This window comes from Marinobacter sp. (assembly GCF_041984545.1).
Taxonomy (GTDB): Bacteria; Pseudomonadota; Gammaproteobacteria; order Pseudomonadales; family Oleiphilaceae; genus Marinobacter.
Window position 1 is genome coordinate 25,821 of record NZ_JBHIXV010000012.1, and the last position, 25,986, is coordinate 51,806.

At 60.9% G+C, this 25,986-nt stretch carries 19 protein-coding genes and 1 tRNA gene; 17 read left to right on the forward strand and 3 right to left on the reverse strand.

What is annotated here, in order from left to right; all coding sequences use genetic code 11:
* Positions 1–32 precede the first annotated feature (32 nt).
* The 8 genes from ACFC20_RS07675 to pgi all read left to right on the forward strand — a co-directional run bounded on the left by ACFC20_RS07675 (position 33) and on the right by pgi (position 10,536).
* Entirely contained in the window at positions 33–209 is a 177-nt protein-coding gene (locus ACFC20_RS07675) for a hypothetical protein (RefSeq protein ID WP_167363236.1), read from the forward strand.
* Positions 199–3,162 (forward strand): ATP-binding protein, encoded by a 2,964-nt coding sequence (locus tag ACFC20_RS07680; protein WP_375192488.1) that lies wholly within the window; start codon positions 199–201, stop codon positions 3,160–3,162. The genes ACFC20_RS07675 and ACFC20_RS07680 overlap by 11 nt, the downstream gene beginning before the upstream one ends.
* Positions 3,163–3,169: 7 nt before the next feature.
* Positions 3,170–4,573, forward strand: coding sequence for a sigma-54-dependent transcriptional regulator (locus ACFC20_RS07685; protein WP_375192489.1), 1,404 nt, complete (start codon positions 3,170–3,172; stop codon positions 4,571–4,573).
* A 752-nt stretch (positions 4,574–5,325) separates the two neighbouring features.
* Positions 5,326–6,657 (forward strand): polynucleotide adenylyltransferase PcnB, encoded by a 1,332-nt coding sequence (gene pcnB, locus ACFC20_RS07690; protein WP_375192541.1) that lies wholly within the window; start codon positions 5,326–5,328, stop codon positions 6,655–6,657.
* Positions 6,654–7,151, forward strand: coding sequence for a 2-amino-4-hydroxy-6-hydroxymethyldihydropteridine diphosphokinase (gene folK, locus ACFC20_RS07695; protein WP_375192490.1), 498 nt, complete (start codon positions 6,654–6,656; stop codon positions 7,149–7,151). The genes pcnB and folK (ACFC20_RS07695) overlap by 4 nt, the downstream gene beginning before the upstream one ends.
* 61 nt (positions 7,152–7,212) lie before the next feature.
* A complete protein-coding gene (gene panB, locus ACFC20_RS07700) occupies positions 7,213–8,007 on the forward strand; it encodes a 3-methyl-2-oxobutanoate hydroxymethyltransferase (RefSeq protein WP_375192491.1) in 795 nt (264 codons plus the stop codon).
* Positions 8,004–8,852 (forward strand): pantoate--beta-alanine ligase, encoded by an 849-nt coding sequence (panC, locus tag ACFC20_RS07705; protein WP_375192492.1) that lies wholly within the window; start codon positions 8,004–8,006, stop codon positions 8,850–8,852. The genes panB and panC overlap by 4 nt, the downstream gene beginning before the upstream one ends.
* A gap of 22 nt (positions 8,853–8,874) precedes the next feature.
* Complete coding sequence (gene pgi / locus ACFC20_RS07710) at positions 8,875–10,536, forward strand: glucose-6-phosphate isomerase (protein ID WP_375192493.1); 1,662 nt, start codon at positions 8,875–8,877, stop codon at positions 10,534–10,536.
* Here pgi and folK (ACFC20_RS07715) read toward each other — a convergent pair.
* The gene (folK, locus tag ACFC20_RS07715) at positions 10,519–11,043 is read right to left on the reverse strand and encodes a 2-amino-4-hydroxy-6-hydroxymethyldihydropteridine diphosphokinase (RefSeq protein ID WP_375192494.1); all 525 of its coding nucleotides are present in this window, start codon (positions 11,041–11,043) and stop codon (positions 10,519–10,521) included. The two genes, pgi and folK (ACFC20_RS07715), sit on opposite strands and share 18 nt — an antisense overlap.
* Positions 11,043–11,399, reverse strand: a complete 357-nt coding sequence (locus ACFC20_RS07720; RefSeq protein ID WP_375192495.1) for a dihydroneopterin aldolase — start codon at positions 11,397–11,399, stop codon at positions 11,043–11,045. The genes folK (ACFC20_RS07715) and ACFC20_RS07720 overlap by 1 nt, the downstream gene beginning before the upstream one ends.
* A 140-nt stretch (positions 11,400–11,539) precedes the next feature.
* Between ACFC20_RS07720 and plsY the strand changes: the two genes are divergently transcribed.
* Complete coding sequence (gene plsY, locus ACFC20_RS07725) at positions 11,540–12,130, forward strand: glycerol-3-phosphate 1-O-acyltransferase PlsY (RefSeq protein WP_375192496.1); 591 nt, start codon at positions 11,540–11,542, stop codon at positions 12,128–12,130.
* Between the two features lie 11 nt (positions 12,131–12,141).
* Here the strand turns inward: plsY and tsaD are convergent, their stop codons facing one another.
* Entirely contained in the window at positions 12,142–13,197 is a 1,056-nt protein-coding gene (gene tsaD / locus ACFC20_RS07730) for a tRNA (adenosine(37)-N6)-threonylcarbamoyltransferase complex transferase subunit TsaD (protein WP_375192542.1), read from the reverse strand.
* Positions 13,198–13,433: 236 nt separating this feature from the next.
* Between tsaD and rpsU the strand changes: the two genes are divergently transcribed.
* From rpsU to ACFC20_RS07770, 8 genes are all read left to right on the forward strand, one after another.
* Complete coding sequence (gene rpsU, locus ACFC20_RS07735) at positions 13,434–13,649, forward strand: 30S ribosomal protein S21 (protein ID WP_007153483.1); 216 nt, start codon at positions 13,434–13,436, stop codon at positions 13,647–13,649.
* Positions 13,650–13,798: 149 nt separating this feature from the next.
* On the forward strand, positions 13,799–15,547 hold the full coding sequence (gene dnaG / locus ACFC20_RS07740) for a DNA primase (RefSeq protein ID WP_375192497.1): 1,749 nt from the start codon (positions 13,799–13,801) through the stop codon (positions 15,545–15,547).
* Positions 15,548–15,656: 109 nt separating this feature from the next.
* Positions 15,657–17,504 carry an RNA polymerase sigma factor RpoD gene (gene rpoD, locus ACFC20_RS07745; protein ID WP_375192498.1) on the forward strand — a complete coding sequence of 616 codons (1,848 nt, stop codon included), beginning with the start codon at positions 15,657–15,659 and terminating at the stop codon, positions 17,502–17,504.
* Positions 17,505–17,599: 95 nt separating this feature from the next.
* Positions 17,600–17,676: transfer RNA gene (locus ACFC20_RS07750), tRNA-Ile, on the forward strand.
* Between the two features lie 179 nt (positions 17,677–17,855).
* On the forward strand, positions 17,856–18,587 hold the full coding sequence (locus ACFC20_RS07755) for a choice-of-anchor N protein (RefSeq protein WP_375192499.1): 732 nt from the start codon (positions 17,856–17,858) through the stop codon (positions 18,585–18,587).
* 285 nt (positions 18,588–18,872) lie between these two features.
* A complete protein-coding gene (gene aupA, locus ACFC20_RS07760; protein WP_375192500.1) occupies positions 18,873–20,210 on the forward strand; it encodes an alkane uptake protein AupA in 1,338 nt (445 codons plus the stop codon).
* A 12-nt stretch (positions 20,211–20,222) separates the two neighbouring features.
* Entirely contained in the window at positions 20,223–23,534 is a 3,312-nt protein-coding gene (locus ACFC20_RS07765) for an Ig-like domain-containing protein (protein WP_375192501.1), read from the forward strand.
* Positions 23,535–23,683: 149 nt separating this feature from the next.
* Entirely contained in the window at positions 23,684–25,978 is a 2,295-nt protein-coding gene (locus tag ACFC20_RS07770) for a molybdopterin-dependent oxidoreductase (protein ID WP_375192502.1), read from the forward strand.
* Positions 25,979–25,986: the final 8 nt, after the last annotated feature.

Consider the following 25,986-nt stretch of genomic DNA (forward strand, 5'->3'; position numbering starts at 1 on the left):
CTTCTCACACCTCAGCGCGGATAGCATGCCTGATGTATATCTACCGTCTGGTCTTCCTGTTGGTCCTGGCCATCTATATTTTTTCGCCCAACATCCTCGACTGGTGGACCTCTCCGGAAAACGCCTGGTACAGCCCCTACCTTATCTGGGCAGGCCTTATAGCTATCGGCTTCTGGCTGGAATGGCGGCGGGACCCCAATGAGTTTTAGTGCCTCCGGACTGCTGCTTGCCAGCCTGCTTTATCTGATATTGCTGTTCGGGATTGCGTGGGTCACCGAGCGTGGCCTGGTGCCCGGTCGCTGGGTGCGCCACCCGCTGGTCTATGTCCTGAGTCTGGGCGTCTACGCCGGCATCTGGGCCGTCTACGGGGCCGTGGGCATGGCCGCCGAGTCTGGCTACGGATTTCTGGCTTATTATCTGGGTATCAGCGGCGCCTTTCTGCTGGCGCCGGTACTGCTTAATCCGGTGATGCGAATTGGCAGGGCCTACCAGCTGACCTCCCTGGCGGACCTGTTCGCCTATCGCTATCGCAGCCAATGGGCCGGCACCCTGGTAACCCTATGCTCGGGTGGCGCCATTCTGGCGCTGCTGAGCATGCAGATACAGGCGGTGGTAACGTCGGCCAGCATCTTGGCGCCCGATACCTCGCCCAACGTTATTGGCGTTATGTTCAGCCTGATCGTGGTGCTGTTCGCCATGCTGTTCGGTGCCCGCCGGGGCCAGAACTCGGGCAACCACCAGGGCCTGGTGCTGGCCATCGCCTTTGATTCAATGATCAAGCTCGTGGCCTTGCTTGTGCTTGGTGGCGTCATTCTCTTCGGCGTGTTTGATGGCATGGCCGGGCTTGAGCAATGGCTGGCCACCCGCACCTCACCCGCTACCACCATGACCCTGAGCATCGACGACGGCAGTTGGCGTGCGCTGATGCTGATGTCCTTCGCCGCCGCACTGGTGCTGCCCCACATGTACCACATGACGTTCAGCGAGAACCCGTCACCCAAGGGCCTGGCCAAGGCCAGCTGGGGCCTGCCCCTTTACCTGTTGCTCCTGGGGCTCCCGGTACCGTTGATTCTGTGGGGTGGCCAGCAACTGGAGGTCACCACCGGCCCGGCGTTCTTCGCCATTGGCGTTGCCCAGGCCCTGGAAAACCCCATGCTGACGCTGTTGATGTACATCGCCGGCCTGTCCGCCGCCAGCGGCCTGATGATTGTCAGCACCCTGGCACTGGCCGGCATGGCGCTTAACCACGTGGTTCTGCCCCTCAAAACTCCGAAGGACCAGGGCGACATCTACCGCTGGCTCCAGTGGGTCAAACGGGCCCTGATCGCCGTCATTATATTCCTGGCGCTGCTGTTCCATGAAACCGTGGGCCGCAATCTGGACCTGTCTATCCTGGGTGCCATTTCGCTGTCAGGCACGTTGCAGCTCCTGCCCGGGGCACTTGGCGTGATCTACTGGCCCGAGGGCAACCGGCGCGGGCTGATTGCCGGCCTGATTGTGGGGCTGACCATCTGGGCCGTTACCCTGGTGCTGCCATTTTCCCACACCGCCAACCTGCTGGCGTGGCTAGGCGCACCCCTGGTGCCGGATTACAGCAACTGGCACATCTTCACGTTTGTGAGCCTGACCGCCAACATTTCGGTCTTTGCCCTGGTGTCCATTCTCAGCACCAGCACCAGTGAAGAGAACAGCGCCGCCCAGGCCTGCTCCCTGGGCGCCCTGTCACGCCCCCAGCGCCGCGAGCTACTGGCCACCTCGTCCACCGATTTTGTGCGCCAGCTGGCCAAACCCCTCGGCTATGGTGTGGCCCGCCGGGAAGTGGAGCGGGCGCTGGCCCAGTTGAAGCTGCCCAACGTGGAGTATCGGCCCTATCAGCTGCGCCGCCTGCGCGACCAGGTGGAAATCAATCTCTCGGGACTGCTGGGCCCGTCAGTTGCCCGGGACATGGTGAAACGCCACCTCGGCTTCAAACCCATGGCCCAGGGCGGTACCGCCCAGGACATCCGCTATGTGGAGCGAGCCCTGGGCGATTACCAGAACCGGCTGACAGGCCTCGCCGGCGAGCTGGACAACCTGCGCCGGCATTACCGACAGACCCTCCAGAACCTGCCCATTCCCGCCTGCTCCGTGGGCGAGGATGGTGAAATTCTGATGTGGAACATGGCGATGGAGGCGCTCACCGGCATAACCGCAGACGACGTGGTCGGTGCCCGCTTGATGGCCCTGCCGGAGCATTGGCACGCATTGCTGGACGACTTCAACCGTGGCGAGGAACTGCACCGCTATAAGCACCGCCTGGATCTGCGCGGCAAGCCACACTGGCTGAACCTGCACAAGGCCGCCCTGAGCGGGCCGGACCATCCGGAAGGCGGCAGCATCATCCTCGTGGAAGACCAGACCGAAACCCGGTTGCTGGAAGACGAGCTGATGCACAGCGAACGACTGGCCTCGGTCGGCCGGCTTGCGGCAGGCGTGGCCCATGAGATTGGCAATCCGGTGACCGGCATCTCCTCACTGGCCCAGAACCTGAAGCTTGAAACCGACAATCCGGATATTCTCGACACCGCCGACCAGATCCAGCAGCAGACCCGACGGATTTCCACCATCCTGCAGTCACTGATGAACTTTGCCCGCACGGGAAACCATGCCCAGGCAAACCGGTACGAGCCCGTGCCCATCCGCCGCTGTGTCGATGAATCAATCAACCTGCTGTCCCTGAGTGACAAAGGCCTGGGCATCCGCTATGTCAACGATTGCCCGCCCTCCCTGCAGATCCTCGGTGACGAGCAGCGCCTGGTGCAGGTGTTCATCAACCTGCTTGCCAACGCCCGGGACGCCTCCCCTGACGGCGGCACCATCCGGGTCAGTGGAAAGGGCGACGGCTACTCCGCTATTATCGAAGTGGTTGATGAAGGCTCCGGCATTCCCGGAGACCAGCTCGACCACATCTTCGAGCCGTTTTACACCACCAAGGCCCCGAACCAGGGGACCGGCCTTGGCTTGTCGCTGGTGTACAGCATTATTGAAGAGCACTATGGCAACATTCAGGTGGAAAGCCCCGCCGATCCGCACACGGGCACGGGCACCTGCGTAAGGCTGAGGCTGCCCGCCTACGAGCCGGAAAAAGAGATCGCCACCATCAGCCAGAACCAAAGGTCTTGAGATTTCTATGCCTCGCATTCTGATCGTGGAAGACGAAGACATCATTCGCTCGGCAGTGCGCAAACTGCTGCAGCACGCCGGTTACGACGTGGCCGATGCGGCGTCTGTCGAGGAAGCCGAACAGAACCATGACCCGGAACAGTTCGACCTGATCATTTCTGATCTGCGACTGCCCGGCGCGGCAGGCACCGAGCTGATCAACCGGGCACCGAACACGCCGGTACTGATCATGACCAGCTACGCCAGCCTGCGCTCGGCGGTGGACTCCATGAAGATGGGTGCGGTCGAGTACATTGCCAAGCCGTTTGATCACGATGAAATGCTGGCCGCCGTGGCCAACATTCTGGCCCGCAAATCGCAGCCCGAATCGGGTACCGATGGGCAGGGGGTGGCACCTCAGAGTGCGGAAAGCAGCGACCCGGCAAGCATTATGTTTGGCCAGTGCGAGCCCATGCAGCGGGTGTTCACCCTGATTCGCAAGGTCGCCCCAACCGAAACCACGGTGCTGATCCAGGGCGAATCCGGTACCGGTAAGGAGCTGGCTGCACGGGCGCTGCACCTGCTCAGCCCAAGGGCAGCCAAACCACTGATCTCGGTGAACTGCGCCGCTATCCCGGAAAGCCTGATCGAGTCAGAGCTGTTTGGCCACGAAAAAGGCGCGTTTACCGGCGCCGTATCGGCACGTACCGGTCTGATCGAAGCCGCCGACGGTGGCAGCCTGTTCCTCGATGAAATTGGCGAACTGCCGGCCGAAGCGCAGGCCCGTCTGCTGCGGGTACTCCAGGAGAACGAAATCCGCAAAGTCGGCTCAACACAGAGTCGCAAGGTAGACGTACGCATGATTGCCGCCACCCACCGCAACCTCAAGGCAATGACCCGTACCGGGGAGTTTCGTGAAGACCTCTACTACCGCCTGAACGTTATGCAGATCCGGATTCCGCCACTCCGGGAGCGCCAGGGCGACATACTTGGCCTGGCCCGACGCTTCCTGAAGCGCCAGGGGGAGCGCATGGGCAAGCCCGACCTCAACCTGAGCCCGGAGGCCATGCGGGCACTGGAACGGCATCGTTGGCCCGGCAACGTCCGGGAACTCGAAAACGCCATCGAGCGGGCCACCATTCTGTGCGACGGCGATGTCATCACCCCTTCCCTGCTGGATCTGGACAGTGAGGGCGGCGACGAACACATCCCCGAAACCCTGGTCGAAGGTAACAACGAACAGTCCCGCACGCGGGAAGTGGACGCCTCCAACGACCTCTCCCTGGAAGATTACTTCCAGCATTTTGTGCTCGAGAACCAGGACCGTATGAGCGAGACCGAACTGGCCCAAAAGCTGGGCATCAGCCGCAAATCCCTGTGGGAGCGCCGGCAGCGTCTGGGCATTCCACGCAAGAAATCATCGGGCAACTGAAGAGCCATAGTGTGAACCCGCGCTCAGTTGTTACCCCATGTTCCTCACGGTAACACTCTTCACAGCGAGAACGTGATCTCAGTAACACTTAGGTAGAATACGGGGTAACACTTATGGGCTACAAAATCGTAAGGCACTGTTAATCATAGAAATTCAAAAACTGGCACACGGACTGCAACCTATTTGGCGCACAACAACAAAAACAAGAGTGACAACGCAGCGCCCAAACAAGAACAAAAAGCTGCAGGAAGACGTTCAGTAACAAAAACAACAATAGAACGTGAGCGAACTGAGTGTTTTGGGTACTTTGCTTTTTAGTGGTCCCACGGCACGTGCGAGTTGTAGATGTAGAGAAGAATCACCTTCCAGGTGACACTGCAGCTACCCCAGACCCGCCCGATGTCTCTGACCGCTCTGTGTATTCAAAGCTTTCCGTTTGCACTGCTCATTGCCCCGAAATTGGGGACATGCAGTGGGGTACAAAAACCAAGAAAAATCCCGGCAAAAACAACAACAATGCAGATCGTCAACGCTTTCAGGGCGGATTCGTGAGAACGGATCCGCCTTTTGATTTTCTGGCCACCGGAAAATCCTCAAATCACTCTCCCGGGAACCCGGAATCGAAGGCAAGCGTGTGCAAATCCTGCTCAAACCGTTAAACTCTCGGTTTTTGCTCATCGCAATCACGGATTTCAATGCCTAAATCAATTTTCACGTTCGTCGAGCAATCGGTCGAGAAGCTCCGTTCCATCATGCCCGGCAACGGAAAGAAGAAAGCCCATACCTACGAGCGTCGGGAAATTCCACGCGACCAGCACACCGTCTCTCGCTCTGTCATCAGCGAGCCGGCCAAAAAGGTTCTGCACCGACTGAACAAGTCGGGCTTCGAAGCCTACCTGGTTGGCGGTGGCGTTCGCGATATCCTCCTGGGCGGGCAGCCCAAGGATTTCGACATTGCCACCAACGCCACGCCCGAAGAGGTCCACGATCTGTTCCGGAACTCGCGCCTGATTGGCCGCCGGTTCCGGATCGTGCATGTGGTGTTTGGCCGCGAAGTCATCGAGGTCACCACCTTTCGGGGCAATGCCAACGAGGCCGACAACGACTCGGTGGATGATGACCGCAGGACCAACGAACACGGCCTGCTGCTGCGCGATAACGTTTACGGTACCCAGGAAGAAGATGCCCTGCGCCGGGATTTCACCGTCAACGCCCTGTACTACTGCATCCGCGACTTCACCGTTATTGACTTTGCCAACGGCATAGAAGATCTGCGCAACCGTCAGCTGCGCCTGATCGGCGATCCTGAAACCCGATACCGGGAGGACCCGGTGCGAATGCTTCGCGCCATACGGTTCGCCGCCAAGCTCGGCTTCGATATTGAACCGGAAACCGAGGCCCCCATTCGCGAGCTGGCGCCCCTGCTCAATCATATTCCGCCGGCTCGGCTGTTCGATGAAGTGCTCAAGCTGTTCTCCGCCGGCCACGGCGAGGCCACCTACGATCTTCTGAAGCACTATGACTTGCTGGCCCCGCTGTTTCCGGAAACAGCCCGGGCACTGGAGGCCGGCGAACCCGACGAACTGATTCGCCAGGCGCTTCGCAACACCGACGCCCGGATTGCCCAGGGCAAGTCGGTGACCCCCTACTTCCTGTTCGCCGCCATGCTCTGGCCGGCACTTCAGGCGGAGTGGCACCGTCGGCAGGATAACGGCGAACCGGTACAACCTGCACTGCACGGCGCGATTGGCAAGGTGATCGGGCGCCAGGTGCAGGCCACCTCGATCCCCAAGCGCTTCTCCGGCCCCATGAAAGAGATCTGGGAGCTTCAGATGCGCCTGCCCCGCCGGCAGGGCAAACGGGCCTTTGCCACCATGAGCCAGCCCCGCTTCCGCGCTGCCTATGACTTCCTGCTGGTGCGGGAAGCCGCGGGTGAAATCGAGCCGGGCCTGGGCCAGTGGTGGACCGACTTCCAACAACAGGATGAGCGTGGCCAGGAGCGGATGCTGTCGGAACTGAGCAGCGATGCGCCCAAAAAGCGCCGTCGCCGCCGCAAGCCGGTCAAGCGCCCCGCCCAGCAATGATGACCGACGCTTTTATCGGGCTCGGCAGCAACCTCAAGGAGCCTGCCGCACAACTGGCACGGGCGGTCGCCGAACTGGCGTCCCTGCCCGACTGCACCCTGGTGGCACAATCGCCTTTCTATGCCAGTCGTCCGGTAGGCCCCCAGGACCAGCCGGACTTTGTCAACGGAGCGGTCTGGCTCAGCACCGGGCTCAGCCCCCACCAGCTTCTGGACCAGTTACAAGCCATCGAACGGGCCCATGGTCGGGAGCGTCTGCGGCACTGGGGACCTCGCACCCTGGACCTCGACATCCTGCTCTTCGGCAACCAGGTCCTCAACGACGAACGGCTGACCGTGCCTCACAGGGAGCTTGCCAACCGGGACTTTGCCCTGCAGCCGCTGCTGGATCTGAAGCCGGACCTGCATCTGCCGGATGGCAAAACCATCGCCGAACTGCGGCGGCACTGCCCCGACAACCGCTTGCGCAAGCTTCCGCCAGCGGATTACCCTTAACACCTGATTGCCGGAAACCCCGGCCCGGTCTTGGCCCATCCACCCAAAAGGCAAGGATTCTATGGCTGTTACCATCAATACCCTGCGTGAATACAAGCAAAAGGGCGAAGCTTTTGCGGCCCTCACCTCCTACGATGCCACCTTCGCGCAGGTGGTCAGTGAAGCAGGGGTCCCCGTGATCCTGATTGGCGATTCCCTGGGTATGGTGTTGCAGGGCCACGACAGTACCCTCCCCGTCACCATGGACCAGATGGTCTATCACGTAAGCTGCGTGGCCAAGGGCAACCGGGGCTCACTGATCATGGCGGATATGCCGTTCATGAGCTACGGCACCGTGGAATCTGCCCTGGAGAACGCTGCGGAACTGATGCGTGCCGGCGCCCACATGGTAAAACTTGAGGGCACTGACTGGATGAAAGAGACCATTACCGCACTCACCGAGCGGGCGGTCCCTGTCTGCGCACACCTGGGCCTGACCCCGCAGTTCGTGAACAAGTTCGGCGGCTACAAGGTGCAGGGTCGGGACGAGAAAGCCGCAGAAATGATGATTGAGCACGCCTGCGAGCTCGAGGCCGCCGGCGCCGATGTCATCCTGCTGGAGTGCGTGCCCGCTCCCTTGGCCGCCCGCATCGCTCAGGCGGTGAAGGCTCCGGTCATCGGAATCGGCGCGGGCTCGGACACCGATGGCCAGATCCTGGTGCTGCACGACATGCTGGGCATCAGCACGGGTCGCAAGCCCCGCTTCGTGAAGAATTTCCTGGCAGAAACCGACTCGGTTCAGGAAGCCATCGAGGCCTATGTGAAGGCCGTGGCAGATCGCACATTCCCCGCTGAGGAGCACACCTTCAAGGCATGAGAACCGTACATTCCCTCAAAGAACTGCGAACCATACTCCGGGGCTACCGCCAGCAGGGCAAGACCATCGGCCTGGTACCAACCATGGGTAACCTGCACGAAGGGCATATATCCCTGGTACGCAAAGCCGCCGAAATGGCCGATGTAGTGGTTACCAGCATTTTCGTGAATCCCATGCAATTCGGGGCCGGCGAAGACCTGGACCGCTACCCGAGGACACTCGCCGAGGACCAGGACCAGTTGGCCGCCGCCGGCAACACCCTGGTGTTTGCCCCAACGGTGGCCGAGATCTACCCGGAGGGACTCGCCAGGCAGACCCAGGTGGTGGTCCCGGATGTCAGCGATGGCCATTGCGGCGCCAGCCGACCAGGGCACTTTGAAGGCGTGGCAACGGTAGTCACCATGCTGTTCAACATGGTGCAACCGGACTTTGCAGTGTTTGGCGAGAAGGATTTCCAGCAACTGGCGGTGATTCGCAAGATGGTGCGGGATCTGATGGTACCCGTTGATGTGATCGGCTCGCCCACCGTGCGCGAAGACGACGGCCTGGCCAAAAGCTCCCGCAACGGTTTCCTCAGCCCCGAGGAGCGGAGGGTGGCACCTGCCGTCTTCCAGACATTGCAGGCGATCGGCGAGGAGATCGCCAATGGTCGTACAGACTTCCAGGCCCTGGAGAGCGAAGCTGAAGCGCGGCTGGCCAAAGCCGGCCTTCGCCCGGACTACTTCAACATCGTGAACAGCCAGACGCTCAAACCGGCAAATCCCGATGACCGAGACCTCACGCTTCTGGTGGCGGCCTTCCTCGGGACAACCCGACTGATCGACAATCTGTCCCTGTCGCGATAGACCAACAGAAAAGGAAACTCTGATGCTCGCACAGCCTCACGTCCTGACCTCGACACCCGAATGGCAGACACTGAGGGAGCTCCGGGAACGCCTCGATACCGTGGCCATGAAAGACCTCTTCAGGGACGATCCCGGGCGGGCAAAGCGCTATTTCATCCAGGGGGCCGGTCTGTCCCTGGATTTTTCCAAGAACCGGATCACCGACGGGGTACTGGACGCCCTACTGTCCCTGGCCGACCGCTGCGGCCTTGCAGAGCGTCGCGACGCCCTGCTGCGGGGTGACCATGTCAACGTAACCGAGGATCGTCCCGCCCTGCACACCGCCCTGCGCAACCCCGGCAGCGAGTCCATCCTGGTGGACGGCCAGGATGTGGTGGCGGAAGTCCAGCGCACGCTGGCACGGATGGAAACACTGGTGTCGGGGGTACTGGACAAGAGCCGTACCGGCTATACCGGCAAACCGTTCACCGATGTGGTCAGCATTGGTATCGGTGGCTCCTACCTTGGCCCCAAGCTGGTGGGTGAGGCGCTGCAGCCATACGCCCAGGGCGGCCTGCGATGCCATTATGTGGCCAACATCGACGGCACGGAAATCTGCGAGACGCTTCGCCAGATCAACCCGGAAACCACCCTGTTCCTGATCCAGTCCAAGTCCTTCCGGACCCAGGAAACGCTGGAGAACAGCAAGGTGGCCAAGGCGTGGTTCCTCGAGCATGGCCAGGATTCCGAAGCCATTTCCCGGCATTTCATGGCAGTGACCGCCAATGTGCCCGCGGCCCAGGATTTCGGCATCGACCCGGACAATGTGTTTCCCATGTGGGATTGGGTCGGTGGCCGCTACTCGCTGTGGTCCGCCATCGGGCTGCCCATCGCCCTGACCGTTGGCATGGACAATTTCCGGGAACTGCTGGCCGGCGCCCATGCCATGGACCAGCACTTCCGGGACGCGCCGGCGCGGGAGAACCTGCCGGTGATCATGGCCATGTTGGGCATCTGGTACAACAATTTCTGGGGCGCGGAAACCCACGCCATCCTGCCCTACGACCACTATCTGCGCAGCCTGCCGGACCACCTCCAGCAGCTGGACATGGAAAGCAATGGCAAGAGCGTGACGCAGAGCGGTGAAGCGCTGGGCTGGCAAAGCGGTCCGGTGATCTGGGGCGGCGTCGGCGCCAACGGCCAGCATGCCTACCATCAACTGATTCACCAGGGCACCCGCCTGATTCCGGCCGATTTCATTATTCCCCTCACGACTCACAATCCGGTTGCCACTCACCACGCGGACCTGTTCGCCAACTGCCTGAGTCAGTCCCGGGCCATGATGGCCGGTAAGTCCCTGGAGGAAGCCACCGCGGAATTACGGGAGGAAGGAATTCCAGAGGCAGAGGTGGCGCGGCTGGCCCCGCACAAGGTCATCCCTGGCAACAAGCCCAGTAATACCCTGACCATGGCGAAGGTAACGCCGCGCACGGTGGGCGCCTTGATCGCTCTCTATGAACATCGAACCTTCGTGCAGGGGGTTATCTGGGATGTCGATTCCTTCGACCAGTGGGGGGTGGAACTGGGCAAGCAGCTCGGCAAGGGAATCCTGCCACGACTTCTGGGCGAGGACGCTGGCCAACAGGCCAGCGACAGCTCCACGGATCAATTGATTGAGCTGTTCCGCTCAGCTGGCAGCGCTTGATATTCGCCGGCCGCGCCAGTGGAAGTCCACCGGCCAGAGCTTCTGGCCCGTGCTGTACTCCCGCCACAGCTCACCGTAGGTTTTGCCACACACCGGATGTACGTCATCCGGTGCAATGTCGGCAAGCGGCCGCAAGACAAAGGCATTCTTGAGGATCTCGCCCCGGGGCAGCTCCACGCCATCGATCGGTCCGGCCGCATCGCCGTAAGTCAGAATATCGAGATCCAGGGTCCTGGCGCTGAATTTCGGCACATCACGACGCCGGCCATTGTCAGCCTCCAATTGTTTGAAGCGCCGCGAGAGTTCTGCCACGGACAGTTCGGTATCCACGCCCACCACCAGGTTAAGGAAGGGCGAACCGTTGAAACCCACCGCCTCGCTGTCGTACACCGGCGATATCGCGAGCTCGTCGAACCACTTGTCCAGCGCCTCGAGGGCAGCCGTCACGTAATGTTCGCGGTCCACATTGCTACCAATGCTCAGGTAAACACGGACTGGGTTCGACACTACCGCACTCCCCGTTCAATTCGGACACCCACCGCGACAGCACCCGGAACGGCACCTGGCTTACGAATGGCAAGCCGTAACCAGCCCACACCAAACTCGGCCTGCAGAACCGCGGCAAGCTCTTCGGCGGCCCGCTCAAGCAATTGCGGCTGGAGCCGCTTCAGGCAGACATCCACGCGCTCACTGACGGCGGCGTAATCGAGGGCGTCGGCGACGTCATCCGAGGCGCCCGGAACCCGGTTATCCCAGGCCATTTCCAGGTCAATAACGAGGCTCTGGGCGACTTCCCGTTCCCAGTCGTAGACGCCAACCACGGTTTCCACCACCAGGCCTTCAATAAAAACGGTATCTGCCACGGGGACTCCCCGGTTCTTCCACTGATTGGTGATTGAATAACGCACAACCTGCGGATAATGTGACTTTGCTGGCCGGCGTTTTCAGGGCCGGCATTTTCGCACATTTTGACCAGGGACGTCTTTGCTTCCGAGCCTGCCGCATGACTCTGAGTGACCCGGTATTGACCGTACTGCTCTGCGCTGCCGCCTACCTGGCGGGTTCGGTGCTGTTCGCCCTGCCTGTGAGCCGGGCCTGGCACCTGCCAGACCCGAGGGCCCAGGGCTCGGGAAATCCCGGCGCCACCAACGTATACCGAACGGGAGGCTGGGCGCCCGCATTGCTTACCCTGGCGCTGGATGCTGCCAAAGGCTGGCTACCGGTCTGGCTGGCCCACGAGCTGGGGCTGTCGGTGATGGTTCAGGCGGTGGTGGCCCTGTGCGCGGTGACCGGCCATATGATTCCGGTGTTCTTCCGTTTCAAGGGTGGAAAAGGCGTGGCGACGGCATTGGGGGCCGGTCTCGCCCTGGCGCCCCTCACCACCCTGTTAATGGCGGCCATCTGGGCGCTGGTGATCTGGCGCTGGCGGATCTCGGCGCTGGCGTCACTGATCGCGGTGGTCAGCGGCCCCCTGATCAGCGCGCTGCTGGAGCCGGAAACACTGCCACTGTTCGGCCTGCTCGCCCTCCTGATTGTGGTTCGCCACCGGAACAACCTGATTCGGCTGGCTCAGGGCCGCGAAGCCGGCCTCTGAGCAACCCGGAATCAATCCACCAGGCCGGATGACCTGGGCTGGCTCAACGGTGGCAGCGTATTCATTGGCCAGCGCGGCACAGCCACGATACGCTCACCGTCCTTCTGGCCCGCCAACATGCGCTGAGCGCCCGCGTAGGCAATCATGGCACCGTTATCGGTACAGAATTCCGGTCGAGCGTAGAACACGCGGGCCTTCAACTTACCAGTCATGGCTTCCAGCGATGCCCGAAGCCGTTTGTTGGCGCTTACGCCACCGGCGATCACCAGGCGCTTGCAGCCGGTGTGCTCCAGTGCCCGCCGACATTTGATCACCAGGGTGTCCACAACCGCCGCCTCGAAGGCCAGCGCGATGTCGGCCCGGGTTTGCTCGTTAAGCTCGCCCGACTCCCGTGCGGCATTAACGGTGTTCAGAGTGAACGTTTTGAGGCCGCTAAAGCTGAAATCCAGACCTGGCCTGTCGGTCATGGGCCTCGGGAAGCGGTAGCGGCCCTCGGTGCCCTTTTCCGCCAGGGCCGCAACACGGGGGCCGCCCGGGTAATCCAGGCCGAGCATCTTGGCGGTTTTGTCAAAGGCCTCGCCGGCGGCATCATCCACCGACTCACCCAGCATTTCATACTCGCCGATGCCGTCCACCCGCACCAATTGGGTGTGGCCGCCCGACACCAGCAAAGCCACGAAAGGAAACGCTGGCGGGTTGTCTTCAAGCATGGGCGCCAGCAAATGCCCTTCCATGTGATGCACCCCCAAGACGGGCACGCCCAGGGCAAAGCCGAGAGCGTGCGCCACGGAACCGCCCACCATCAGCGCGCCGACCAGGCCCGGACCCGCGGTGTAGGCAATTCCCTCGATGTCACAGCGGCGCCGGCCGGCATCGGCGAGCACCTGATCGCACAGGGGCAGCAGTTTGCGTACGTGATCCCGGGAGGCCAACTCGGGGACCACGCCACCGTAGTCGGAGTGCATGTCAATCTGGCTGAACAGCGCATGGCCCAACAGCCCCTGTTCGGTGTCAAACAGCGCCACGCCGGTTTCGTCACAGGAGGTTTCAATACCAAGAATCAGCATAGTCCGGGCCACATCGGTCGTCAGAAATGAAAACGGCGCGTAGTTTAGCAGAAACCCGAAACCGGCATGCAGAATCATCGAACAAACATTGACCTCGCCATCTGCCAGGCGCTATTATTGCCGCCCTAAATATGCACTGGTCGAGTTTTAGCCAATCTGACCAGGGATCGAGAACCGTCCTGGCGCGGCCAGGCGGACAACATTGAAACCGAATCTATCAGGTAGGTGATTTCCGAATGCCAGCTGTTAAAGTGAAAGAGAATGAACCGTTTGACGTAGCACTGCGTCGCTTCAAGCGTTCCTGCGAAAAAGCGGGCGTACTCTCCGAAGTACGTCGTCGTGAGCACTACGAGAAGCCCACCGCTGTTCGCAAGCGCAAAGCAGCCGCTGCCGTCAAGCGTCATCTCAAGAAGCTTCAGCGGGAACAGCGCAAGTTCGAGCGTCTGTACTGAGTTCCAGCAGACGCCGCTTGACTGCAAAGCACTGATTGCCTGTTCAGCCGCAGGCTGCACAGAGCGACTCAAAAATGCCGCCGAGGCCTGGCTTCGGCGGCATTTTTGGCTATTGGCCAACCCCGATGACGGCCTGATGTGGAGCCACCATGAGCGGACTGATTCCCCAACCGTTTGTTGAGAACCTGCTGGATCGAATCGACCTGGCAGAGTTGATCGGTTCGCGGATCACCCTCAAAAAGGCCGGCGCCAACTACAAAGCCTGCTGCCCGTTCCACGACGAGAAAACACCCTCGTTCAATGTCCGGCCCGACAAGGGTTTTTATCACTGCTTTGGTTGCGGCGCCCACGGCGATGCCATCAGCTTCGTGCGGGAGTTTGACGGCCTGGGCTTCACCGAAGCCGTGGAGGAGCTGGCCAAGCGGGTGGGCCTGGAAGTGCCCTACGACCGGGCAGCGAAACAGGAGATCCAGCAAGCACGAACACTGACCGATGCCCTGGATTTTGCCAGCCGCTTCTACCAGTCCGCCCTCAAGGGGCAGCAGGGCCGTTTTGCCAGGGACTACCTGAAGGACCGAGGCCTGGACAGCGCCATCATCGAACGATACCAGGTGGGATTTGCGCCCGGTGCAGGTACCGCCCTGTTCGATGCCGCCAGCAAGGACCTCAAGAGCCCATTGATCGAAACCGGTACCGTATCCGACCGCTACGGCCGGCCCAGGGATCTGTTCCGCAACCGGGTCATGTTCCCGATCCGGAACAGTCGTGGACGGACGGTAGCCTTCGGTGGCCGGACCCTCGGGGACGACAAGGCGAAATACATCAACTCTCCGGAGTCGGATGTGTTTCACAAGAGCCGGGAGATCTACGGCCTGTTCGAAGCCAAACAGGCCATCCGTCAGCTCGACAAGCTGCTGGTGGTGGAAGGCTACCTGGATGTGATTGCCCTGGCGCAGCACGGCATCCACTACGCGGTGGCAACCCTCGGCACGGCCACCAATCAGGACAGTATGCAGGCGCTGCTGAAACAGGTAAGGCACATCGTGTTCTGCTTCGATGGCGACCAGGCCGGCTTCCGGGCGGCCGACAAGGCGATGGAAAACGCGCTGGAGTTGATGGCCGATGGCCTGCACCTTCAGTTCCTGATGCTGCCCGAGGGCGAGGACCCGGACACACTGGTGCGCAAAGAGGGCCCGGACGCGTTTCAGCAGCGCATAGACAGCGCCACGCCGCTGTCCCGCTTTCTGTTCGACCGCCAGAGTGAGGGCCTTGACCTTCAACTGCCGGAGAATCGTGGCGAACTGAGAGCCAGGGTGGAGCCGCTGCTCAACAAGATGCCCCGCAGCACGCTTCGGGACGCCATGTGGCACGAAATGCTCCGCCTGTGTGGCGGCCGCAATCAGTGGCAACAGCGGGAACAGCAACCCGGGCGCTGGCGGGACCAACGCCGGGATCGGGTCAGTGAAGAGCGCATTGATGTAAAACTCAGCAAGGACAGCATTCTGTGCCTAGCCCTGCTGGAGGCGCCGGAGCTGGCCACGGAAGTGGTGGAGCTGGCCAGAAGCTCGCGGCAGTTTGAGCAGTCCAGGGCCTTTGCCGACTGGGTGTTGGCCAACAGCATTGCTGACCGCAAGGCTCTGACCCGCGCACTGGCGCTCGACGCCGCGGCTCGTCAGCGTTTCTTTCACCTGTTCGACGGGATTGAACACATTCCGGCAAGGGACAAGACCCTGGCAAACGCCCGGGAGATCCTGGCCCCGGAAAACGAAACCAAGCTGATCCAGCGAAAGCTGGCCATGGTTCGCAGCGGCGAGATTGATTTGAAGAGCCTGTCTGATGACGAGCGACAGGCGCTGAAACGGCAACTCACCCTTAACCGGGCCGAGGATGCCACTTGAAACTTGGCGGGCTGATCACCATCTAACCATTCGGTGGCAGCGCGTCCACGCGACAGCTATAATGGCTGTTTAACTTTTTTCCTCATAAAAGCGAGTTCACAGGGTGTCTATGTCAGGCAATTCGCAAAAATCACGTTTGAAAGACCTCATTGCCCGAGGCAAGGAACAAGGTTACCTGACTTACGCCGAGGTAAACGATCACCTCCCGGAAGACATCGCCGACCCGGATCAGGTCGAAGACATCATCCGCATGATTAATGACATGGGTATCCAGGTGTGCGAAGAAACGCCGGACGCCGATACCCTTCTGATGACCGAGGGCGACTCCACCGCCGACGAAGCCGCCGCCGCCGAAGCCGCCGCCGCCCTGGCCGCCGTGGAAACCGACGCTGGCCGCACCACTGACCCGGTGCGCATGTACATGCGCGAGATGGGTACCGTTGAACTGCTTACCCGCGAAGGCGAGATCGTCATTGCCAAGCGCATCGAGGAAGGCATCCGCGATGTCATGGCTGCGGTTGCCCACTTCCCCGGTACCGCCGGCACCGTCATCCAGGCCTACGAGCGCATCATCGAGAACGAAGGCCGGATCAGCGACATCGTGACCGGCTTCCTCGACCCGGACGACGCCGAGCCGTTCATGGGCGAAGACACCAGCGACAGCTCCGACGACACGGATTCCTCCTCCGACGATGACGACGACTCCTCTTCCAGCGAGGAAGAGACCGACAACGGTCCGGATCCGGAAGAAACCCGCCTGCGTTTCGAATTGCTGCGGGAGAAACTGGATGCCGCCGACAAGGCCCTGGCCAAGCATGGCCGTGCCGACAAGAAAACCCAGGACGCGCTGAACGAACTGGGCCAGGTGTTCGCACCGTTCAAGCTCGCCAACAAGGCCTTCGATGAACTGGTCAACGTGGTTCGCTCCACCAACGACCTGGTGCGAGAAAACGAGCGGGCGATCATGCAGATCTGTGTTCGCGACTGCAAGATGCCGCGCAAGGACTTCATAAAGTCTTTCCCGGGCAACGAAGTGAACCTGGACTGGGCAGACAAGATTGCCAAGGGCAAGAAGCCCTATGCCGCCCCCATGGCCGAGCGTATTGACGAAATTGTCCGTCTGCAAAAGCGCATCCTGAACGTGCAGACCGAAGTGGACCTGGACGTCGCCGATATCAAGGAAATCAACCGTCGGGTGTCCATCGGCGAAGCCAAGGCCCGTCGCGCCAAGAAGGAAATGGTCGAAGCCAACCTGCGTCTGGTCATTTCCATCGCTAAAAAGTACACCAACCGTGGCCTGCAGTTCCTGGACCTGATCCAGGAGGGCAATATCGGCCTCATGAAGGCCGTGGACAAGTTCGAGTATCGCCGGGGTTACAAGTTCTCGACCTACGCCACCTGGTGGATTCGCCAGGCCATCACCCGCTCCATTGCGGACCAGGCCCGCACCATTCGTATTCCGGTGCACATGATCGAGACCATCAACAAGCTCAACCGGATTTCCCGCCAGATGCTACAGGAGATGGGCCGTGAGCCAACACCGGAAGAGCTCGGTGAGCGCATGGAGATGCCCGAGGACAAGATCCGCAAGGTGCTGAAGATCGCGAAAGAGCCGATCTCCATGGAAACCCCGATCGGCGACGACGAAGACAGCCATCTGGGCGACTTCATCGAGGACATCCAGGCCCTCTCCCCGGTGGATTCCGCCACCGCCGAAGGTCTGCGCGAAGCCACCCGCTCGGTCCTGGCCGGCCTCACCGCCCGGGAATCCAAGGTGCTGCGGATGCGTTTCGGTATCGAGATGAACACCGACCACACCCTGGAAGAAGTCGGCAAGCAGTTCGACGTAACCCGGGAACGGATCCGTCAGATCGAAGCCAAGGCCCTGCGCAAACTGCGCCATCCGTCACGCTCCGACCACCTGCGCGGCTTCATTGACGACCAGGGCAACGGATAAACCCCACAACAGTAGCGGGCACCACACCTCACCGGTATAATGGCGCCCGCTTTGTTTCCCCACGGAAACACCTCTCAAGACAGCGTTCGCTGAACGGGCCTATAGCTCAGTTGGTTAGAGCAGGGGACTCATAATCCCTTGGTCGCTGGTTCGAGTCCAGCTGGGCCCACCATATCGCCACTACGTAGCCGTCGATTTATTTTACATTCCGTCGGCCCACCCTCTCCTGTCGCAATTCCATACCCATGAAAAGCTGAGGAAATCGGATTCTGGCCGCGCTTTTGCTTTGATCCCACCGGTACCTGACATTTTCGCTCAGGGTAAGCATGGAGATCTTCGAGGGACGTCGCTATGAACATGAAAACGTTGGCGGCTTTGACAATTGGAATGTTGGGGGCTGGCTCTGCCTTGGCGGTGCCTACCCTGCAACTGGATATTGATGGCGGGACCTACGTCGGGGGCTCAGAAGAAAGCACCGTGACAAACTCGCCGACCTTTGACCTGTGGGCACTCGGTGTCGTCGGCGGTGTCGACACCTCTGTCGACTACTACCTGTCAATCGCTCTGCTGCCACAGACCGAAAATGTCGGGGATCCTGCAGGCCTGGGCAACATCACCGTAAATGGAGTTACCCTGTCGTCACTCGGGCTGTCAGAGTACGGCACACCGCCCGTTGAGACGGTGTCGAATGGCGGTGAGCTGGGTTCTCACGGCGTCTACGACACGTTCTACTATGAGCTCATGTTCAGCTTCGCGGGCTCGCCAACGATTGCTTCGTATAACGTCCAGGACGGCACCGACGGTCCCGTGGGCGAGGAGCTCTATAAAAAGATATTCCAGATCGATGCTTCATCGCTGGCGTTTGGTTACGGTCTGCACTTTGACCTGTACACCTACGGCCAAAAAAATAGCAAGAAGGAAGGCTTAGCGATCACAGAGTTTGCACCTTTCTCAAAAGACGCAGCCTACTGCACCAGCCGTAACTGTGAGCCTGTCCAGGTGGCGGAACCGTCGACAATCGCGCTGTTCGGCATCGGGCTGATGAGCCTCGTTGCAATCCGGAGACGCTCATCGTCCAAGTGATGTCGAAAAAGTTGACACATTTTTAACATTCTCAAAGGTCCCGCTCTCGGGACCTTTTTTATGCCAATAATGTCAACATCCGCAACAACTTAGGAATATCGCTTCCGCCACGAACCAGTTCTGGCCCCCTCCACGCTGGTTTTACAGACGCCATTTCATGTCAAAAAAGCCAACGTCCTAAAAAGACAAGCTGAATACACTATCCCTGAACCACAATAATCGCCATGCGCCAATCACCCATCGCATGACGTCAGTACAACAACAAAGAAGTACAGGAGTGTATCAATGGCTATGCCTTCCCGGTTCTCAGTACGGGCCCTGTCCGTTGCCATCGTTTCAGTCGCAGCAGGTCTTCCGTTTACAGCCACCGCCAGCATGGGCAACCTCGGCACCACCTACGGCGTCATGCCTGTCGATGTCGCGACCGCCCAATCCCTGTCCATGTTCAACGATCAGGTGTCTGCCACCTATTACAATCCGGCCTACCTGACCAAAGACACGCGCGGCGAGCTGACCACCGGCATTCTCCACGCCGAGCAGGAGCTACGTTCCGCCAACCCCAACGCCAACGGCGATGTACTTTCGAATTCTCCGAGCCAGCACGTGCTGATCGGCATGAAGACCAACCTGGGCTCACTGACCCGTTTTAAGCATCCCCTGTATCTGGGGTTCATTGCCGGCGTTGAAAAGTACGGCAAGGAAATGCTGGCTTTCGACTCGCGAACTACCGAGAGTGGACAGTTCCTGCAATACGGCAAAGAACCGCTGTTCCTGAACGTGGGCGGCGCCACCCAGATCTGGCGGGGCATTTCCGCCGGGGCGTCTGTCCGGGTGACCCTGGACGCGCAGGCCCAGTTGGATGCGGTCTCCACCCTTGGCGGCGAAACCAGCCGTGAGCGTTTGGCGGTCAACGCAGAGCCCTCGCTGAAAACCATCCTGGGCACCAACATCGATCTCGGCAGCACCTTCTGCCCCGACAGCGACTGTTTCCTGAACGGCTGGGAAACCGCACTGACCTATCGAACCAAGTCTTCGGCCTCTACTTCGGTCAACTCCAACATCATCGTTACCCAGACCATTCCGGAGCCCGGCCTGAGCCTGGCGGTGACCACCATTGACTCCTTCCAGCCCGAGACCATCGGCATTGGCGCCCAGTACAAGGGCGAGAACTGGCGCGTGGGCGGCAGCATTGAGCAGCAGAACTGGTCTGAGCTGGAAAAGGAATTTGCCGTGGACACCATCAAGGACCAGCAGTCCGCAGCCCCGGCCAACCGCATCGGCTTTGACGACATCCTGATCCCCCGCATTGGTGCCGAGTACACGCTGAGCGAGCACTTCGCCGTTCGCGGCGGCATTGCCTACGAGGAGTCACCGCTCAAAACCACGCGCAACCCGGAAATCAACTACCTGGACACCGACAAGATCGTGGTTGGCCTTGGCATCAGCGCCACTTACAACCGCACGCGCCTGCTGGCGTACCCGGTGCGGCTGGACGTTGGCTACCAGTACCAGCAGCTGCAGGAGCGTGATTTCACCCTGGTTGATTTCGAAGGCAACGAGACGCCGGTTACCGCCGACGGCGATGTCCATGTCATCAGCGGTTCCATTACCCTGAAGTTTTGAGGAGGGTTCGCCATGAATTACAACACGACACTGGCACTGATTCCCGCACTCCTGCTGGCCGCCTGTGGCGGCGAAGAGCAGGCCATGAAACAGAACCTGGGGCCCGGCTCGGTGGTGTACTCCTACCCGTCGGATGGGCAGGAGGGCATCAGCCCGACCGCCGATGTCGTGCTCCGATTCTCTCACGCCATTACCGATGACGAAGCGACCATTCGCGACAAGATTCGACTGTCTGGCGATGCCGGCGCCGTCGATTACACCGTGACCAAAGTGGATAACGGTCGCAGTCTCAAGCTGTCACCTACAGCCAATCTCACCGTGGGCTCCGGCTACTCCGTTACATTTACCTCGCCCCTGGTCACCTCCGGATCCAACCCGGTGGGCACGCCGAATGCTCAGGGGCCTGACGGGATCCAGTTCACCACACGGGGCGGTTTCAGCGGCATCGCAGGGCTCGACAACCTGGCCACGGACTTCACTGTGGCCCGTATGATTCCGGCGCCGGACGGCGAGCTGCGCCCCACCGATTTCTCCACCTTCCGACTGCAACTCACCCAGCCAGTGCACCCGGACTGGCGGGCCATGGGCGGGCAGATCGTGCTGGAGGACAGCAGCGGCACTACGGTACCGGCCGAAGTCATTGTTGATCAGCGCCGGATCACCCTCGATCCATGCCTGACCGACGAGCCGGTCGATTGCGGTTCGAAGGCTGACGAACTGACTGCCGGCGCCACCTACACCCTGAAGGTGAAGGATCTGCCCAGCCTGACCAGCCCCGGCACCACGCTCAACTTCGAGAAGAGCTTCACCGCCCGGGAAACCGGACCCACGGTTGTGCTGTTCCAGGAAGTCGTGAACTCTGGCCTCCTCTCGGGCCAGGAACCACGAACCTCCAAGCTCAACGGCCAGATCATCAACGGTGTCACTCTCAACTCGGTACTCCAGGGCAATGCCGGCCCCTCCCAGCAGACCGGGGGCCTGTACGCAGAACTGGCCTACGCACCGGCGTTTGAGGCCAGCGAGCCGCTGCCGCTGCGGATACCCAGGGGCAGCGTGCTGTCGAGCAGCAGCCTCGACGTCAAGATCAACGGTACCGTGCCCGTGCTGAATGCCGAGTCGGGCCAGCTGCAAACCACGGGCGACATCAAGGTCACCATGATCTCAGACGCCACCGGGTACTTGCTGCCGAACCCCTACACCGACGATCTCAGCGCCCCGCGCCACGTGAAGCTGTTCATGGATGTGTCCATGAACACCGAGAATGCGCAGCCCAACGCGTCGCTGACCCAGGATCTGCTCGGCGTTGAACTCAGCGGTATTGCCATCGTCGAGAACGGCATGCTGACCATCGACGCCATTGGCATCGTGGAGCCGGAGCTGCTTGGCCAGGAATACACCGATTCCACCATCGCCTTCCGGATTGAGGCAGCCACCGACGCCGATTCCGTACTGGATGCCGCCGAGCTGCGCGAGCTGGACACCACCGGCCCACAGCTGGTGAGCTGGATGCCCGGCCCTGACAGCGCCGCGCCCGGTAATCGCGACCAGATGCAACGCCCCGGCGATCCGATTGTGCTGAACTTTGACGAGCCGATTGATGAGGACTCGCTTGCAGGTGGCCTAGTACTTTACGAGAACGACGAGAACGACGAGAACGTTAACGAACTTACGCTCTCTGATGGATCCCTTGATGCCTACGTCGACGGGACGGCCGTTGTTATCAACCCGACCGGCGGTCTCGAACATGGCGTTGATTACAGCCTGAGTATCGGCGGTCAGCTGACAGATTTGGCCGGCAATGCCGCCACCAGCCAGACGCTAACGTTCGCTTTGCCGCCGATCACGGATCCATTTACACCACCTGAAACCATACGGTCACCTTTCGCCCTGACCACCTATCCCGGCTACCCGTGCGTCACCGAGGGTCTGGATCTGACCAGCACCCCGGCCACACACGGAACCTGTGTCGACGCAGCGCCAACCCAACTGGCCAATTCCCCAGAGTTCGCCAGGGACCAACTGCCGGTCACCACCATGCCGCAGGATCGGCCGATCGTAATCAAGTTCTCCCAGTCCATGGACCTCTCCACCCTCAACGCGCAGAACGTGGTGGTGGAGAAGATCGGAAATCCGGCAAGCCCTGCCGCTGTTGGTTCCGCCACCGCGGTGTCCGGGCGCTTCGAACTCAGCCAGCAGCAGATGCGTTTTTACCCAGACGAGCCCTGGCAGGTCGGGCAGATGTACCGTTACACCCTGCGCTCGGCCACGAACGGAGACTGTGCATCGGGTAACTACGTCTGCTCGGCTGCCGGCTTCCCGCTCGACACTGACCTGCTGCTGGGCCAGGACGCCAACCGGGACGACGTGATCGAGCACGGCGGTCCGGACATGAGCATCTACTTTGAAGGCACCACCTCAGTGAGCGGCGTGTTTACACCGCTTCGCAATCTTCCGGTGCGCGATACCAACGCCAACTATGAAGTGGACTGCGCAACGGCTGGCGGTACCGACTGTCTCGAACCTTTCGCCCATGAGCGGCTGAGCCCTGATAGCTACATGCCGTCGGCCAATGCGGCGAAACTGATGGTCACCGATAACTCCGCGACGGTATTGGGTGTGGAAGGAGCGCCTGCACGTGTCGGCTGCGATGAGGGGAACGACCCTTGCCCCAAAAACAAGTTCATTTACCAGACCTACGCCCTGAATACCGAAGTGATTGGCCCGAAGAAGAACGCGGCGGGCGAGGTCGTTGGCGTTCGGGTTCTTTTGTATCCGACCATGCTGATGACCACCAACGCCAGCGTTTTCCTCCAGGGGCTTGGCGAACAGCGGACAGGCCCACAGATCTTGCGGATGACCTACGGCACACCCACCGAAGATAATCCGATGGGTCTGGTGGAAGGCGTGATCAAGGAAGGCCCTGACGGCGGCCCCATTTTCACGACCACCGCGAAACTGACCCTGGACGCACCCGACTTGACCGTGCCACTGGAAGGTACTCTGCGCCACAATCTTTACAGCTACCCGTTCGATCTGGAGCTCGCTGGACCCATCACGTTCTTTGACGACGGTCGTATGCAAATCGAGCAGCGCAATTCGAATGTGCCAACACTGGATGTTCTGGTCACCTCGGACAACGCATTGGCCAAAGCAGGCATCAACCTTGCCACCTGTGTGTTCAGTCTATTCTCGGACTGCGGAGGGCTTCTCGGCGAGAGCACAGCCGAGACCGGGGCAGTAAAGATCCCGCTGTACATCCCGCAACAGGGCGTTTATCTGAACTTCATTTCAAACCCCATCAAGGAACTGCCTGAACAACAATAACCCCGTTCTTTGGCCAGCCCTTCGGGGCTGGCCCCTGTTCAGGTCTACTTCCCGCCACACCGGTTTCCCCCTTCCCCTGTTTTCCTGTTAATCTGGTTGCACAACGAAACCGCAAACCCAAAACAACAAGCCACCTGGAGAGACCCGTCATGGAAAACGGCACCCACTACCGCACCTGCCACCTTTGCGAAGCCATGTGTGGGGTAGCAATCGACGTGAAAGACGGCCGTATTGCCTCAATCAAGGGTGATGACAAGGATCCCTTCAGTCGTGGCCACATCTGCCCCAAGGCCGTTGCCCTGCAGGATCTGCACGAGGATCCGGACCGCCTGCGCAAACCGGTCCGCAAAACCGCGGCCGGCTGGCAGGAAATGGAGTGGGACGAAGCCTTCGACCTGGTGGCAGGCAAGCTTCACCAGACCCGGAAAGACCATGGCCGGAACAGCATCGGCGTGTACCTCGGTAACCCGAACGTTCACAACCACGGCTCTCTGGTAAGCACCATGCCGTTCCTGCGTGCCCTCGGCAGCCAGAACCGGTTCTCGGCCACCTCCAACGATCAACTGCCACATATGCTGGCGAGCCTGGAAATGTTCGGCCACCAGATTCTGTTCCCCATTCCCGATATCGACCACACCGATCTGTTCATTTGCATCGGCGCCAACCCCATGGCCTCCAATGGCAGCCTGATGACCGTGCCGGATTTCCGGGGCCGGTTGAAGGCGTTGCAGCAGCGGGGCGGTCGCATGGTGGTGGTCGATCCCAGGCGCACCGAAACCGCCAAACTGGCAGACCAGTTCCACTTCATCCGCCCGGGCTCCGACGCCCTGATGTTGATGGCCATGGTTCACACCCTGTTCGAGGAAGACCTGGTGGACCTGGGGCCCGCAGAGCGGCTGGTAAAGGATGTTGACCTGCTCCGCCTGGCCAGCCTGCCCTACACGCCGGAGGCGGTCAGCGAGCATACGGGTCTTGCCGCAGAGGATATCCGCACCCTGGTCCGGGATCTGGCCACAACCCGCAAGGCAGCCCTCTACACCCGCATGGGCACCAGCACGCAGCGCTTTGGCGGAGTCGCCACCTGGCTGGCCTACTGCCTGAACATTCTTACCGGCAAGCTGGACACCCCGGGCGGCGTGCTGTTCACTCAACCGGCCATCGACCTCGTCGAACTGGGGGCGATGTCTGGCCAGAACGGCCATTTTGGTAAGCGTTATAGCCGGGTGCGGAGCCTGCCGGAGTTCGCCGGCGAATACCCGGCCAGCACCATGGCCGATGAAATGCTGGCCCCCGGCGACGGCCAGATCCGCGCTTTCGTGACCGTGGCCGGCAATCCGGTGCTGTCGAGCCCGAACGGCCGCCGACTGGAAGAGGCCCTTGGCGGTCTGGATTTCATGGTCTCCGTGGACTACTACCTGAACGAAACCACGTGCCACGCCGACGTAATATTGCCTCCTACGGCGGCGCTGGAACGCAGCCATTACGACCTGATTTTCAGCATGTTTGCGGTTCGCAATTTTGCCAAGTACAGCGAGGCGCTCTTCGATGCCGGCCCCGACAGCCGTCACGACTGGCAGATTTTACTGGAGCTGGCGCATCGCCTGGAGAAACGTCGCAAGGGCGGCCAACTGCCTCTACGCTCCGAGTTGGGCTGGCGCGCGTTCAAACAGATTGGTCCAGACCCGATCCTGGACATGTTGCTCAGGGCGGGCCCCTACGGTGCAGATGTCGGCAGGGTCCGTGGGGCCTTACAACCGGCGGTCGACCTGGCCATGGATATTTTGCCCAAACGGCACCCCCTGCGCGGGCTGGCCCAGCTCAGCCCGCTGAACCGTCGTTGGCAGGAACTGCCAAAAGGCCTGTCGCTGAAAGCGCTGAAGGACAATCCCAACGGCGTGGACCTGGGCCCTCTGCAACCGTCGCTTCCGGACCGCCTGTACACCCGCGATGGCAGGATCAACCTGGCGCCACGACGCTATCTGGAGGATCTGGGGCGCCTGCACGAGGCATTGACCGCCCCGTTCCCCGAGGCGCTGCAGCTGATCGGGCGGCGCCACGTTCGCAGCAACAACTCCTGGATGCACAACAGCCATCGCCTGGTGAAAGGCAAGGACCGCTGCACCCTGATGATCCACCCGAAAGACGCCAGCCGGCTGGGCCTGCAGGCATCCGACTCGGCGCAGATAAGTGCGGAGTCGCGGACAATCACCTTGCCTGTGGAAATCACCGAGGACATCATGCCCGGGGTGGTATCGATACCCCACGGCTGGGGGCACGACCGCGACGGCACCGGCCAGCGGATTGCTGCCGATCACGCCGGCGCCAGCATCAACGACGTACTCAGTGACGATAACGTTGATCCACTGTCCGGTACGTCCGTACTGAACGGGCAAACGGTGAACGTGAAGGTCTGGCGGCCGGAACGTCAACGCAAACGCGCCTGAACCGGGAG